Here is a 15,147-nt window from a genome sequence, read left to right on the forward strand (position 1 = left end):
GCCTTTTTCAATAAGCTATTATTTCTTGTTTGGTACACCCTTTTCAACTGGATTGGAGGAATCCATACTCCATTCATTCCAACCACCATCGTAAAGTGAAATATTTTTTAAGCCTAAAACGTCTGCATAAAATAATACTTCGGCAGCCCTCCAACCGGTTCCGCAATAAAAGGATAGCTTATTATCTGGATTAATTCCATCCTTTTCCCACATAGCCAAAACATCTGATCCGTTTCTCATCGTATGATCAATATTTCTGAAATCCTCAAGATTGCTTGAATCAGAACCGGCATGTCCCCAAACGGCACCGGCAGGACGCCCTTTTGGTTTAATATAATCATAACCTGATATTTTTCCGATGTATTCATCCCAACTTCTAATATCCACTAGGGTGCTCGTAGATTTATTAGCAAGAATCTCTTTTGCTTCTGGCAGGTCAATAATATAATCCGGATTTGCAGGAACCACAGCTCCAAATGCAGAAACGGATTCTTTAGCATTTACCTTTGTTTCAACATCGAAATTACTATTTTTCCAAGCAGTAAACCCTCCGTTTACAACTCGTACATCTTGCACACCCATATATTTCAAAATCACTGCAACACGAAATGCGGGCATGGAATCACTGCCATAGAGGACAACAGTTGTGTCTGTTGTAATCCCATTTTTTAATGCGAATTTTTCAAGCTCTTTATCTTTCAGGCGATTCCATACAGGTCCTTCTTCTACTTCATCCGTATTAATATGGACAGCCCCGGGAATATGGCCGATTTTATAATCCTTCGCTTCATCGCCCCAGCTGACTTCAAAAATTTTGTAAGGCTTTCCGTTATTTTTAGTCGTTGTTAGGTCGTTAACCCATGATGATGGAACTAGCATTTCGTAATTCGGATAGTTTTCCATTGCCAAGTCTTGATTGGCTGCCCATTCCTTCACATCATATTTATATAGGTTTTTGAATCCTTCACCTTTTAGATATTCTGCAACGCTTTGAGCATCTTTCCCATTGGCATCGTAAAGAACGACTTTTTTACCGGAAGTAATCCCTTTACTTTTCAGTGTATCTGATAATTTTTTATTTTTTTGATCAACTTCTACATTAAGCCAGTTAGCGGAGAAATCTACAGCACCCTTAATATGGCCGCCTCTTTTCACTCCATCTAACGCCCAACCATTAAATGCATCATTCGATCTTGTATCAACAATGACCCAGTCGTCTTTTCCAATATTCGCTTTTAAGTCTTCGGTTTTAATAGATTCTGCTAAATTGGTAGAATCCTTTTTATCAGGCTTTTCATTCATTGTCTTTGAAACATTAGAGCAGGCTGATAAGATTAAAAAACAGCTGAACAAAAGAAATATGATTGTTTTTCTATGAAGTACCATTAACGTTATTCCTCCTACAATTTACGTGTTACAAATATTGATTCCTTTACCATTATAAATAAATGAATTTCTTAAATAAATTCATTCTATCCATCAGACCAATGATAATTAATCGCTTTTATGATTAGAACTATGGCCGCGTTGTTTTCAATGCAAAAAATAAACCGAATTCCAGATAAGAATTCGGCCTTTATTTTATACAATTTACACTTTTCCCAAATAGCTTCGGGTGATATTTGGGAAGATAATTTGCCCGTTATTTCTATATTTCTCGCCCTCTTTTGGATAAAATTGTATATTATAAAATAAATCATTAAAAGGCAATTTAAATTATATTCACCTTTAGCTTTGATTATTTTTTTATCGGAAATTTATCCAGGCTTTTGAACTTGTAGCCTTTCTTCTTTAAATCCTGAATAACCTTTTCAAGGGCATCGGCGTTATCCTTTGAAACAGTGTGTAAAAGGATAATACAACCGGGATGGACCTGCTTCATGATATTGTCGTAAGAATATTGCCAGCCCTTTTGCGCGTTCACATTCCAATCGACGAAAGCGAGTGACCAGAAGACATGCGTGAAACCCTGTTCTTTAGCTATCTGCATTGTTCTTTCACTAAAAACACCGCGTGGCGGACGAAGGTATTTCATTTCCTTTTGACCCGTTAATTCTTTCGTTTTGACACGGACCTTTTCCAGTTCTTCCCGAATCCTTTCGTCGCTTACGGTTGTCAGATCGGGATGGTGCCACGAGTGGTTGCCGATTATATGTCCCTCTTTTACCATCCTTTTCACTATATCGCCTGCGGAAAGCAAGTAATGTCCCGTAACAAAAAATGTGGCAGGTACCTTTTCCTTTTTTAAGATATCAAGAATCTGAGGGGTATAGCCTTGTTCATAACCGTTATCGAAGGTAAGGTAAAGAATCTTTTTATTAGGGTCACTTTTATAAAAAGCACCATATTTTTCGATTACCTGATCAAGCTCAGACCCTGCTTCAGCTGGCTGTTCGTTTGCTCCTTTTTTAAAGCCCCAATGAATCGGCTGATTGGATACAGCCGCATATGTACTCTGAGATATTAATAAAAAAAGCATACTGAGGATGCACAATAATCTTCTCATCCATATTCCCCCTATTTAGTTTTTATTATTGTTTGTAATTGGGGAAAAAAGATTATTAGTATTTAAAGGTAATTTTCTGGTTGATAATAAATTCTGCCTTTTGTGGCTCCAGTAAAAGGAAAGTTTAAGGAAGAAATGAAATACGCGGTTTGTCTTGTCGATGGAAGATGGAGGAACGTTCGTATTTCCATGTTTGTAAATGATGGAGAGTATAGGAAGAAGTAATCTTTTATTGCATCTATATACGCATCTTGTGAAATAAATTGACAAGTCGGACATAGCCAGATTTTCCGCTTGTATTTCATTGCAAATTGGAGGCATTTAGGACATTGAACCCCAGTAATAATATCCGTTTTATGAATAGCAAACTTCTGAAGAAGGTCAGTAATTAGAGGCGTATGGTTCTTAATAAGGAGTTTTTTAATTTTTTCAATGGTTTTATGATCAAGAATGTTCTTATTATGTTGATGATAAAATTCATCTATTTTTCTAAGTATATCACTTACTCGGCAAACCTTTTTTTCAGCAACTGTGTATTCAGGACTAATACATACCTCTGTGGATGATTTACAAACAGCAACTAGGGAGTCAATTGGGACTGGAGGGATTGTGTGTTTTTCAAGAAAGTAAGTCAATAGTAGGTTGTGGCGGTGGGCTTGTGCGATTGGATTTTCATAAATAACTCTATTGCCTAAATAATCTTGAATCATCTGATTTTTTTCGATAGTCAGTATGCCAGAGTGGTTTTTTCCATCAATCATTAGAATACCTCTTGGTGAAAGCAGCAGCACGTCGATTTGAAAGTATCCTTTACCATATGGGAGACGCAAGTCGTGGAATATGAGATACCTTTTTGGGGGAATTTGTCCTAGATAATAATTTATATTTCTTTCACCATTATATCCAGATCGTAAGGTTTTGATAAATAGCTTTAAATCATTAAGTTTGGGGTGATTTGGGGGCATTCTTTTTTCCAAAGCTTCCGCTTTCATTAGATTAGGGGAATTGTTAGGTCTTTAACAAACAAATAAATACCTCCTTCATTAAAATAAGAATTCATTTCGCTTATTTATACCATATTTGCCCTAAAACTTGTATGGACTATTTATGAATTTTGTTAATTTTGAATTTTTTAAGGGGATAGACTTAATTTGAAGATGGAATTTTACAATTTAGGAGAACATTAGACGATAATAAAGATTTATTATACAATTTTTCAATTTATTTTACATAATAAGCAAGGGATTAAACAATTATTGTAAAATATTACCAACTTAAAGATTAAAGCTAGATTATTAGACCAAAACTCCAATTAATTTTACAAAAACGAGGATTTATTATACAAAAATTGGTATTTAACTTCCAGTTCATCATCATCCTCACCTCCTCCATACTCCAGAAACTAAAAAAGATAGACGCCATAAGCGCCTATCTCCAAAATACCCTATTTAAAAACCGGTTCCTTAAACTGGGCTAATTTCTCTAACGAAGATTTATCAACATCTGCATGCAAGCTGTTTCCATGAGAATCCATCGTAACAACGGCTGTGAAGCCCTCTACACGCAGATGCCACATGGCTTCTGGAATACCGAATTGCATTAAATCGACACCTTCAACTGCTTTGATGCAATCTGCGTAATACTGAGCCGCGCCGCCAATTGCATTTAAGTATACGCCCCCATGCTCTTCTAAAGCAGCCAAGGTCTTCGGACCCATTCCGCCTTTGCCGATAACAGCGCGGATGCCGAACTTCTTCATGATATCGCCTTGGTATGGCTCCTCACGAATACTGGTTGTCGGTCCAGCCGCTTTAACATGCCACTCACCGGCCTCATCCTTCAGCATTACCGGACCACAGTGATAAATAACTTGTCCATTCAAATCAATCGGTGCGTCGTGATCGCTTAAATATTTATGGATCGCGTCACGGCCTGTATACATCATGCCGTTAATTTGAACAACATCGCCAACTTTAAGAGAACGAATCTGTTCTTCTGAAATAGGCGCCTTAAGTGTGATAACATCCTCAGAAGTAGCCGCTGTTTCCTTCGCTGCCTCTCCCTCCGCAAAATCAATGAATTCCCCGTCTTGGTACATCCACTCATTAATTTCACCGGAAGCAGGATCCACACTCACGCCTAAACGGCGGAATGCCCAGCAATTGTAGGCCACAGACACATAAAAGCTTGCAGGAATACGATTCATGACACCGACTTTACAGCCTAAAAGGGTTGCTTCCCCACCGAATCCCATGGTGCCAATTCCTAATTTATTTGCATTTTCCATCACATACTCTTCTAACTTGCGAAGATCTTCATTTGGGTTCACATCTTCAACCGAACGGAATAGCTGTTCTTTCGCTAAATCGTATCCGGAGGAGCGATCGCCGCCAATACCAACACCGATAAACCCGGCGCTGCAGCCTTGTCCTTGAGCTTGATAGACAGAATGCATAACACACTTACGGATTCCATCTAGGTCACGACCAGCACGGCCTAGGCCGTCAATCTCACACGGCAGGCTGTATTGAATGTTTTTATTTTCGCAACCGCCGCCTTTTAAAATCAGACGAACATCGATATAATCTTTTTCCCATTGGTCAAATTTGATGACCGGCACACCTGCACCAAGATTGTCACCACTGTTTTCTCCAGTTAGTGAATCAACCGAGTTCGGACGCAACTTTCCTTCTTTCGTCGCCAACACAATGGCATGACGAATCGCTTCTTTAATTTCTAACTGATTCACACCAACTGGCGTTTTAATTTTAAAAGTTGGCAGCCCAGTGTCTTGGCAGATGGGTGACACTTGATCGTCCGCCATTTTAATATTGTTTGTAATCGTCGCAAGACTCATCGCTGCACTAGTTCCGGCATTTTCTATTTCCTTCGCCCTTTTAACAGCCCGGCGTACATCCTTAGGAAGTTTTGTAGAAGTTTCAACGACTAGCTTATACATACTTTCTTGAAATTTAGTAATATTCAATTCGAGTACCCCTCTCCCAATGTTCCCCAGTAATCTTTTTCAATTTTACAATTTTTTGCACGTTTATATTATACTCCTAAAACTACTTGAATTAAAGGATTAGCTTGGAATCGTTTACCTGTTTGCTACAGGAAATAAATACAATAAAAAGAGTCTGTTGATTAAACAGACTCACTCACTTCACGGTTATTAAATTCTCTGCATTTAGATTCCATATCATCTAACATTGAAATTAAGCGGTCAATATCATCGAGGTCCGTATCCTCTGGATCAATGGCATCGAGCACATCAATGAACATATTTAAGCGTTGTTTTAAAAAATTGACTTGTGAATTTTTATCTTCAATTGGACTACCCAAGCGGTTTCACTCCTTTTCGTTAACGTTCTCATCCTACCGAAAAATTGATACTTTGACAATCAATTAATCGTATTTTGCCCTATTTTTTAAAAATAAAAGGACTCCCACGATCAGGAGTCCTTTTAATTTAATTTCATCGTGGCCGTTCAGATGCTGCAAAGCCAAAGGAAACATAATCCTGCACTGGGATCCAAGCTCCTATTCCTTGCGAGGTGACATTTTTAATCACGATAAATTTTTTGCTTCCTTTTAGCATTAGGTATACTTCTCCGTAGGTTACTTTACCTTTTTCATTCACACCCGGAGCATAGGCATATAGATAGCCCAAGCGGTTTGGCGGGATGTTATAAATATGATCATTCTTCGTGCCTGCACCAATAATCGTATCGAATGAAAGGGGAAGATGCGTTTTTTCCATTGCCTTTAATAACATCATTTTTTTCACATCTTCGGGATTGGCGATTTTAGCAGTCAGCCCGCCTCTGATAATCTTTTGCGACTCCTGCACATATTTAATCTGATAGGGTGCTTTCCCGCCGCGATTATCAAAATAATTGGTGTTAATCTTTTGGAACTCCCAATTTGGGGAGGTCTCTGTGGATTCATAATTCAATGGCCACTGCCCCAAGTAGACGATGGCACGATAACCAATCGCAAATGGTGTGCTATTAATACTTGATTCATTCAGCATCCGGATTAAATCCGGGTTTTCAATTTTGACCTTTGAAGAATTAATCAACTTCTTCGTTAAATCACTGGGTTGTAATAATGGCAGGTCCTGGGTCGAATTCGGATAAGTATTTTCCTTCGTAATATTCCGAACCGAAGGCGGGACTTGATATTTCACCGAGACCTTTTTCACCGGGACCTTGTGGGCGTAGGCAGACGGAATAAAAGTTAACATTAATAGCATGGTGATTAGAACAGAAATATTTCTCTTCACGAGCGAAACTCCCTTCACTAAATAGCATTAATCAGTCTGCTACTAGTTTTTTCGGAGTTGATATATTTTATCCATCCTAGCAATAATTTCAATATTTCGTTTGAAGACGCACCATTAATTTTTCAAAAAATGGAAAAAATAATTGAATGGCAGGTCCAACCGTAAACGTGATAACTATGGTTCCATATGAAATAGGACCGTTTAGGAAAAATGCCGGAATTAAGGCGGTAATTTCCCCAATCGTTTTCGCGACCATTAAATTCACATGAAACCGTTCCTTTATCGCTAACATAAAATTATCAATTGGACTCTGTGGGAACTTGGCCTGAATATAAATAGATGCACCAAATCCAATGATTAAGATCCCCATCAATAACATCCCAATTTTCCCTATCATTTGGTTGACTTCAAATAATTCAAAAACAGTACCCAGCCAAAAATCAACCAGTGAACCGATGAAGATAATGGTAAGCAGCGAAAGCAAATCCGGTCTTTTTTTCAATAATAAAGACACAACGATGACTAAAACCGCCCCGTCAATCATCACCCATTTCCCTACGGATAACCCAACCTTTTCAGTTAGGCTTACATTTAAGGCATCCCAAGCTCCTACACCGATTTCTGCTACTTTAATTGTCATACAAACACCGAAAGTCATAATTGCTAAACCTAAAATGAAAAATAGAGCTCTAATAAGTAATTTCATGTGTCACTCCTTTATTTTTGAAAAAGTAACATAAATGTAATAAACAGAACATTTACAAAATTTTAATTTTAATTTATAATATACTTAATCTATCAAGTTAGGAGGGCCGTACTCAATTCGCTTACCATTAACCTATTTATTCATAAGGAGGTTGGGATTCCCGTCTTATATGAGATTCAACACTCGTGTTCATGTATCTAAATTAACATGAAGGATGGTGATTGATGGCCTAGAGAAAAGCGATTGATACTTAACCCTACAAAAAGCTATTTAACATTATATCACACGTCAAGTGATTTACTCTGTATATGAAGGAATTTAACATGTTATAGTTCAAAAGAGACTCCAAGCCATCAGTGGGCTTAGAGTCTCTTTTTTGTGTATTAGAGTAAGTAAAAGCCGATTCCCATTATCAAATAGGCAGCCAATAAAGTTAACCCTTCAAACCAATTGGATTCCCCGTCGTTGGAGATGACTACCATTAGAAGGACGGATGAAACCATTGCAATTAATTCCTGCCAGCTAAATAGAAGCGGCATCGTGGTTTCAAAGAATAGAGAAATAAGGACAAGTACGGGTAAAACAAACATGGCCACTTGCAAGGTAGAACCAATCGCGATTTCAACCGCAATATCCATTTTATTTTTAAAGGCCATGACAATCGCCGAGGCATGTTCTGCTGCATTACCAACAATCGCCACGATAATTACCCCAATAAACAATTCAGACCAACCGAGCGTCTTTCCAACATACTCAAACGTATGGACAAGGTGTTCAGAAATGTACGCAACTGCTATTGTGGCCACAAAAAGGACAGCAATCGCCTTCCCTTTACTCCATTCCGGTTCTTCTTCCTCATGTACCGGTTTTTCATTCCCGTGCTGATACACACCTCGATGGGTTACCAGTTTAAAGAATAAAGCAGCCAGATAAAGGATAATCAGAATGATTGAAATTCCGATACTTAACGAAAGAGTTTTCGTTTCATTCATATTCATCGAAAAAACTTCTGGAATGACAAAAGCAATAATAACAGCAAACATAAGCAGTCCCGAATTGTGTCGTGCATCGTATACATTAAAGGATTGTCGCTTAAATTTTATGCCCCCAATAAAAAAAGATAGCCCTGCTACAAGGAGTAAGTTTCCGAGCACGGAACCCGTTAATGAGGCTAGCACAATGCCAATAAGTCCGGCCTTCAATGAAAAGATAGAAATAATAAGCTCTACCGCATTACCAAATGTGGCATTTAATAGTCCGCCAATTCGCGGACCGGCCACGATGGCAAGACTCTCTGTTGCCCTCCCCATAAAACTGGCTAATGCTACAATCGTTAAACAATAAATGATAAATAAAATGATATTAGACCAATGCATAAGTGATCCAATCACTGAAAGTGGCACCCCAATAAGTGTCATAAGCATAAAAATCCTGTTCACTGTATTCCCTCCATAATCTATATGTAATTATTTAACATCTCTACCTATCATCACTTTTCCTTTTGTTCCTTAATTTACCTAAAAGATCTACAAATGTCTAGGTAAGAATTTTCGCTTGCAAATGGAAGTTTTTCTCGTTACCATCATTTAGGAAGTATTAAAAATAATGAATGACCTTACAGAATTGAGGAAGTTCTATGAATAAAAATAACCATCGTTTCTGGATTTTGGTTAGCATTGTGGCTATTTCCGGTTTTTCGCAAGGAATGCTGTTACCGCTTATTGCAGTCATTTTTGAGAAAAGTGGCATCTCTCCTTCATTAAATGGCTTAAATGCTACAGCACTCTATATCGGAATTTTACTCGTGTCCCCTTTTATGGAAATGCCGCTCCGAAAATACGGGTATAAACCAGTGATTATCTATGGGGGCGCGCTTGTCATTATCTCACTCGCTTTGTTTCCAATATGGAAGACCTTTTGGTTTTGGTTTGCTCTGAGGTTGCTGATCGGCATTGGCGACCATTCCCTCCATTTTGCCACACAAACGTGGATCACTTCCTCTTCTCCGGCTGCCAGAAGGGGACGAAACATTTCTCTATATGGCCTGTTTTTTGGGATTGGTTTTGCCTCTGGTCCACTAATGACACCATTAGTAAACGTAAATCAATCGCTGCCCTTTATTGTCTCCTCGATTTTATGTTTTATTGGCTGGGTGTTTGTTTTTACACTTAAAAATGAACTTCCTGAACAGGAAGCTGGTATCAATTCATTTTTAGCAACGATTAAACAGTTTAGAAAGGCATTAAAATATGGATGGGTTGCTTTTTTGCCGCCATTTTCATACGGCTTCTTAGAATCCTCCTTAAACGGCAGTTTTCCAGTCTATGCATTAAGAATGGGGTTAGACGTATCCAGTGTTTCCATGGTGTTATCGGCTTTTGCCGTTGGCAGTATTATGACCCAACTGCCATTAGGGATCATTAGTGATAAGTATGGGCGCAAAAATCTCTTAATGACTATTCTTTTTTTGGGATTTTTCAGCTTTACAGCTGCCAGCTTCCTGGAACACTCCTTTGTTGGGCTGTTTGTAGCTTTCCTCATTTCTGGGATGATAGTCGGTTCTACCTTCTCGCTCGGAATTAGCTACATGACCGATTTGGTTCCAAAGAACCTTCTTCCAACAGGAAATTTACTATGTGGAATCTTTTTTAGTCTTGGGTCTTTAAGTGGACCTATCATTGGGGGATTATTCATTAAATTCTCTGAAAATGTGAGTTTCTTCTTTATCATTAGCACAATGCTTTTAGCCTTATCTATCATCATCTTTGCTTTTGGAAAAAAGACTTTTTTGGCTTTCGAACAACAAAAATCTTAATCCATATTGTGGAGCAAATTCATATCCTAAGCATAAAATATGTGGTAAGATAAAGGAAAATAAAGTGAAATTTAAGAATGTTGCTGTCATCTCTATGATGACAGCTTTCGTGTTTTTTAAGGGGATTGACTTTGATTATTCTTATCAATTAGATCATGGGGAGGGGAGATTCATTGAATACCGAAGCAAAGACTCTAACAAAGAGTATAAACAAAGTGGGTTTCTTAGAAAAAATCAAACCGCACGCAGAATTAATTGCGGCTGGTTTAAGTGGTGGATTTATTGCGGCTGGCTGGATTTTTGATAAGTATGGAAATGGTGCGGATTCAATTATTGCTTACCTTCTAGCTTTTGTTATTGGCGGATTTGCGAAGGCAAAAGAGGGGATTGAAGCCACCTATGAAAATAAAGAATTAAATGTTGAAATGTTAATGATTTTTGCTGCTATTGGATCAGCCATTATTGGTTACTGGACAGAAGGTGCTGTGCTCATTTTCATTTTTGCTGTAAGTGGAGCATTAGAGACCTATACCATGAATAAAAGCCACAAGGAAATTTCTTCTTTAATGAAGCTTCAGCCTGAAGAAGCCTTACTAATCTCAAGTGGTTATGAAAAAAAAGTGCCGGTTTCCGTGCTTCGTGTTGGGGATTTAATTCTAATTAAACCCGGGGAACGAGTCCCATCTGATGGCCTCATCATCAAAGGACAAACGAATATCGATGAAGCGGCGATAACTGGCGAGTCCATGCCTGTCTCAAAAGGAACAGAAGAAACTGTATTTGCCGGAACGGTTAACATGACTGGCTCCATTACAGTCGAAGTCACAAAAGAAAGTCATGATACCCTTTTTCATAAAATTATTGAACTTGTTCAATCTGCTCAAAGCGAGAAATCTCCCAGCCAGCAGTTTATTGAACGTTTTGAAGGAACCTATGTAAAAGTGGTTCTATCAGTAGTGTTATTGATGTTCTTCCTTCCACACATTATATTAGGCTGGAGCTGGCAAGAATCCTTTTACAGGGCAATGATTTTATTAGTGGTTGCATCCCCGTGTGCCCTTGTTGCTTCCATTATGCCAGCCACTTTATCTGCTATCTCTAATGGGGCGAGACATGGGATATTGGTTAAGGGCGGGGTTCACCTTGAAAATTTAAGCCATCTCGGGGCCATTGCTTTTGACAAAACAGGAACACTGACTAAAGGAAAACCGGAAGTAACTGAAGTGATTGTTAAAGAAGGACTTGATAAAAACGATCTGATATGGAAAGCAGCTTCAATTGAAAGCCATTCAAATCACCCGCTTGCGAATGCAATTGTAAATTATGTAAAATCGAACATCAACAAGGAACTACTTTATCCAGAAAGCCTTGAGGATGTACCAGGCTGGGGTGTTCGAGCGACCATTAACGGGGAACAGTGGAAAATTGGAAAAGCTGCGTTTGTTGACAGTGAACATGTTGATACATTCGCTGAGGGTAGGGCAAAGGACCTTGCAGGTCTTGGCAATACACTTGTGTTTATTGAAATAAATGGTGATCTGAGCGCGATTATTGCCATGAAGGATGTCGTTCGTGAGGAAACAAAGCTTGCCATTGACCATTTAAAAAAGCAAGGTATCCGTACCATTATGCTGACAGGTGATAGTGAGAAAACAGCTCAAGCAATTGCCTCTGAAAGCCATGTCGATGAATTTTTCGCGGAATGCTTACCAGAGGTCAAAGTCGAAAAACTTAAGAATTTGAAAACAAAGTATACAACAGTGGCAATGGTAGGTGATGGGATTAATGATGCACCTGCATTGGCAATTGCTAATGTCGGTATTGCCATGGGCGGTGGTACGGATGTTGCTCTTGAGACTGCTGATATTGTCCTAATGAAGAATGACTTGCCGCGGATTGCCGAAGCGATTGATCTTTCGAAGCGTATGAATAGAATTATTAAACAAAATGTTATTTTCTCAATCACCATTATCATGCTCTTGATTTCATCTAATTTTTTTCAGATACTCGATTTGCCCTATGGAGTAATCGGTCATGAAGGCAGTACTATATTAGTTATTCTAAATAGCTTAAGATTATTAAAATAAACCATAAGAAGACCGGATGGAAATCATCCGGCCTTTTTTTATATGGGTTTTAACCCATTAGTGATAGCCATTTGAGCCGTTCGCAGAACCGGAAGTTTTATTTCCTTTACTTCCTTTACCTTTTTGTTTTGTACCGCCATCTTTTTTAGTCTTCTTTGTCATATTAGTGACCTCCTTGAAGTTAAATTAATTAGCCTTCTATCTTAGTTTGAACAGATGGGCTATTTTCATGAAGGTAACTATTAGCAGTTTTTACGGTTTTTTTCACTATAAAAGGCATTAATTTCTCCACCCAAAATAATAATAAATGCCGAAATGTACAACCAAACCATTAAGACAATGATTGCTCCAATACTGCCATAGGTTAGCGAATAGTTACTGATATTTCCCACATAAAATGTTAAGCCAAGCGAGGAAATAATCCATCCAATGGTTGCAAAAGCTGCCCCGGAAAGGCACTACGGCATTTTAATTTTACATTCGGTGCAATCCAATACAATCCTGTGAAAATAAGGAACAAAATAATCGCACTAACCAACCTGCTAAGCGTATCCCACAACTTAATAAATTCAGTGGTGTAGCCCATTCGAGAAAATAAAAATAGACCTATTTCTCTGCCGAATATCGGAAGAATAATTGCGAGAATTAGAACCAAAATCATTCCAAAGGTTAATAGGATAGCCATTCCCCTAGAGACAATAAATGAGCGGCTTTCTTTGACATTGTATGCCTTATTAAATGCCTTTACAATGGCCTCGATTCCGTTTGATGCCGACCAAATCGTACCGATGATTCCGAACGAAAGAAGCCCGCCATTCCGGTCGTCCATAATATCATGGACATTTTTCTCAATAAGGTCCATTGCCTCCACTGGTGCAAAATCTCTTATTAGCCCCAGCATATCTTGATGTGGTATCGGAATATAAGGCAGAAGTGTAAATAGAACAATCAGGAGCGGAAATAAGGACAAAAGAAAGTAATAGGCCAACTGTGCACTTAATCCAGGAAGATCATCTTCATCGATCCTATGCCAAAGTAATTTAAGTAAAGATGAGCGGACATTTCCCGCCTTTTCCATTTCCATCCTCCTTTTAATGAATTTTTTCTTCTTCTCCTACCACTTCTGCTAATAGGAGCTCTTCGTCACTTTTTGTGAAGGTATCCTTCGTTTCTTTCAAAATGTCAGTTACTTGAGGGGTTATTTCACGGAACTCCTCCACTTTATCTGTTATGTAAGAGATGTCTTCACTGACTTGCTTAACGGTCGTCTTTAATTTCTCTGCCGCCTCCTTTACCTTTTCAGTTACCTCTCCGGGATTTTTCAGAACATAGGTCACCTTTCTAGTAGTTTTTTGTACGTTCTCATACATCACTTCACGTGTTTGTTTATCTAATAGGCTAATGGCCCCTCCGGCAAGTGCCCCGAGTAACATTCCGCGCCAAAATTGATTTTTCTTTGTCATGTTAACGTCTCCTTTAATCATTATTATTATCATTTAATTACCACATGAAAAAAATACCAAACTTCCTCTTTCATTTATTTTGCTTCATAGCGGATTTCGACGCAAGTCCAGTTGATACTTTTATCCACTTTTTTGGCTAAACTAATTGAAGTCATTCAAGAAAGTTTATATTGACATATATTTTTCAACATGAAAAGATGAATATATTAATTCGAAAAGGGTGACCGAAATGAATTTATCTGAAAAATCGATTGAGAATGTCGAATATATGATTGAACAAATAAAGGAAAAACTTAAGGTCCTAAACCTTGGTGCCATAAAGCCTTCTCATTTTGATGAAGAAATGTACGAGGAATTAAAAGAGATATATGACATGGTACTTAGAAAGAATTCATTTAGTCCCAATGAAATGCAGGCATTAGTGGAAGAATTGGGAAGCCTTCGAAAAAAATAAGTCAAAAACCCGTTATTCCACATAACGGGTTTGTTTTTATTCTTGTTCAGTTAAGATAACAGTTCCATCTTTAGTAATTGCCAGAGTATGTTCGTATTGTGCTGAATATTTCCCATCGATCGTTCTTGCTGTCCAGCCATTAAGGTCCATCCTCGTTTGGTATCTGCCTACATTTACCATGGGTTCGATTGTAAAGACCATACCTTCTTTAATTCTTGCCCCTTTTCCAGGCAGCCCGTAGTGTGGAACGTCCGGTTTCTCATGGATTACTGCTCCAATCCCGTGGCCGATAAAGTCACGCACGACAGAAAACCCTTCCGCTTCCACATAGGTTTGAATTGCATGGCCGATATCCCCGATTCGATTGCCAACAATCGCCTGTTCTATTCCTTTATAAAGTGCTTCCTTCGTAACCTGTAATAATCGCTCCGTTTCCTCAGATACCTTCCCTACAGCATAGGACCAAGCGGAATCGGCCAAGGCGCCATTGTAGTTAACAACCATATCCACCGTTACAATGTCTCCTTCATTTAAAGGCTCCTTCCTTGGAAAGCCATGGCAAATTTCATCATTTATACTAGCGCAGGTTGCATATTCATAACCTTTATAGCCTTTTTGTTCTGGAGTTGCACCTTTTTTCTTAAGAAACTCTTCAACAAATTGATCGATTTCCCAAGTGGTTATTCCTGGCTTAATTAGTTTTCCGATTTCTTTATGACAAGCTGCAAGTATTTCACCTGCTTTTTTCATAGCTTCAATTTCACGTTGTGATTTAAGGACAATCATTTAGGAGGGTCCCCTTCCTTTTTGTTTATTTTTATGTATGCA

At 38.4% G+C, this 15,147-nt stretch carries 13 protein-coding genes and 1 pseudogene; 3 read left to right on the top strand and 11 right to left on the bottom strand.

Annotated features, from left to right (window positions below; translation table 11 throughout):
• Positions 1 to 18: 18 nt before the first annotated feature.
• From RCG22_RS11010 to cax, 8 genes are all read right to left on the bottom strand, one after another.
• A complete protein-coding gene (locus tag RCG22_RS11010; protein WP_308106832.1) occupies positions 19 to 1,386 on the bottom strand; it encodes a rhodanese-like domain-containing protein in 1,368 nt (455 codons plus the stop codon).
• Positions 1,387 to 1,738: 352 nt separating this feature from the next.
• Positions 1,739 to 2,506, bottom strand: a complete 768-nt coding sequence (gene pdaA, locus RCG22_RS11015; RefSeq protein ID WP_308106833.1) for a delta-lactam-biosynthetic de-N-acetylase — start codon at positions 2,504 to 2,506, stop codon at positions 1,739 to 1,741.
• A gap of 62 nt (positions 2,507 to 2,568) precedes the next feature.
• Positions 2,569 to 3,498 carry a nuclease-related domain-containing protein gene (locus RCG22_RS11020; RefSeq protein ID WP_308106834.1) on the bottom strand — a complete coding sequence of 310 codons (930 nt, stop codon included), beginning with the start codon at positions 3,496 to 3,498 and terminating at the stop codon, positions 2,569 to 2,571.
• 452 nt (positions 3,499 to 3,950) lie between these two features.
• Positions 3,951 to 5,492 carry a fumarate hydratase gene (locus RCG22_RS11025; protein WP_308106835.1) on the bottom strand — a complete coding sequence of 514 codons (1,542 nt, stop codon included), beginning with the start codon at positions 5,490 to 5,492 and terminating at the stop codon, positions 3,951 to 3,953.
• Between the two features lie 161 nt (positions 5,493 to 5,653).
• The gene (locus RCG22_RS11030; RefSeq protein WP_308106836.1) at positions 5,654 to 5,851 is read right to left on the bottom strand and encodes an SE1561 family protein; all 198 of its coding nucleotides are present in this window, start codon (positions 5,849 to 5,851) and stop codon (positions 5,654 to 5,656) included.
• A 133-nt stretch (positions 5,852 to 5,984) separates the two neighbouring features.
• Positions 5,985 to 6,755 carry a YfkD famly protein gene (locus RCG22_RS11035; RefSeq protein WP_374049469.1) on the bottom strand — a complete coding sequence of 257 codons (771 nt, stop codon included), beginning with the start codon at positions 6,753 to 6,755 and terminating at the stop codon, positions 5,985 to 5,987.
• 127 nt (positions 6,756 to 6,882) lie between these two features.
• A complete protein-coding gene (locus RCG22_RS11040) occupies positions 6,883 to 7,500 on the bottom strand; it encodes a YczE/YyaS/YitT family protein (protein ID WP_308106837.1) in 618 nt (205 codons plus the stop codon).
• A 383-nt stretch (positions 7,501 to 7,883) separates the two neighbouring features.
• Positions 7,884 to 8,924 (bottom strand): calcium/proton exchanger, encoded by a 1,041-nt coding sequence (gene cax, locus RCG22_RS11045; protein WP_308107134.1) that lies wholly within the window; start codon positions 8,922 to 8,924, stop codon positions 7,884 to 7,886.
• Positions 8,925 to 9,136: 212 nt separating this feature from the next.
• Here cax and RCG22_RS11050 point away from each other — a divergent pair, with 212 nt between their 5' ends.
• Complete coding sequence (locus RCG22_RS11050) at positions 9,137 to 10,315, top strand: MFS transporter (RefSeq protein WP_308106838.1); 1,179 nt, start codon at positions 9,137 to 9,139, stop codon at positions 10,313 to 10,315.
• A gap of 173 nt (positions 10,316 to 10,488) precedes the next feature.
• Positions 10,489 to 12,402 carry a heavy metal translocating P-type ATPase gene (locus RCG22_RS11055; protein ID WP_308106839.1) on the top strand — a complete coding sequence of 638 codons (1,914 nt, stop codon included), beginning with the start codon at positions 10,489 to 10,491 and terminating at the stop codon, positions 12,400 to 12,402.
• A 242-nt stretch (positions 12,403 to 12,644) separates the two neighbouring features.
• Here the strand turns inward: RCG22_RS11055 and RCG22_RS11060 are convergent.
• Both RCG22_RS11060 and RCG22_RS11065 read right to left on the bottom strand, forming a co-directional pair.
• Positions 12,645 to 13,480, bottom strand: a pseudogene (locus tag RCG22_RS11060) (YihY/virulence factor BrkB family protein).
• 13 nt (positions 13,481 to 13,493) lie between these two features.
• On the bottom strand, positions 13,494 to 13,865 hold the full coding sequence (locus tag RCG22_RS11065; protein WP_308106840.1) for a YtxH domain-containing protein: 372 nt from the start codon (positions 13,863 to 13,865) through the stop codon (positions 13,494 to 13,496).
• A gap of 229 nt (positions 13,866 to 14,094) precedes the next feature.
• On the opposite strand from RCG22_RS11065, the gene RCG22_RS11070 reads away from it, so the two are divergent.
• Positions 14,095 to 14,319 (top strand): DUF1128 domain-containing protein, encoded by a 225-nt coding sequence (locus RCG22_RS11070; RefSeq protein WP_066251264.1) that lies wholly within the window; start codon positions 14,095 to 14,097, stop codon positions 14,317 to 14,319.
• A gap of 36 nt (positions 14,320 to 14,355) precedes the next feature.
• Here RCG22_RS11070 and map read toward each other — a convergent pair whose 3' ends face one another.
• A complete protein-coding gene (map, locus tag RCG22_RS11075; RefSeq protein ID WP_098263563.1) occupies positions 14,356 to 15,105 on the bottom strand; it encodes a type I methionyl aminopeptidase in 750 nt (249 codons plus the stop codon).
• Between the last annotated feature and the right edge of the window lie 42 nt (positions 15,106 to 15,147).

This window comes from Neobacillus nitrireducens (genome assembly GCF_030915405.1).
Classification (GTDB): domain Bacteria; phylum Bacillota; class Bacilli; order Bacillales; family Cytobacillaceae; genus Neobacillus.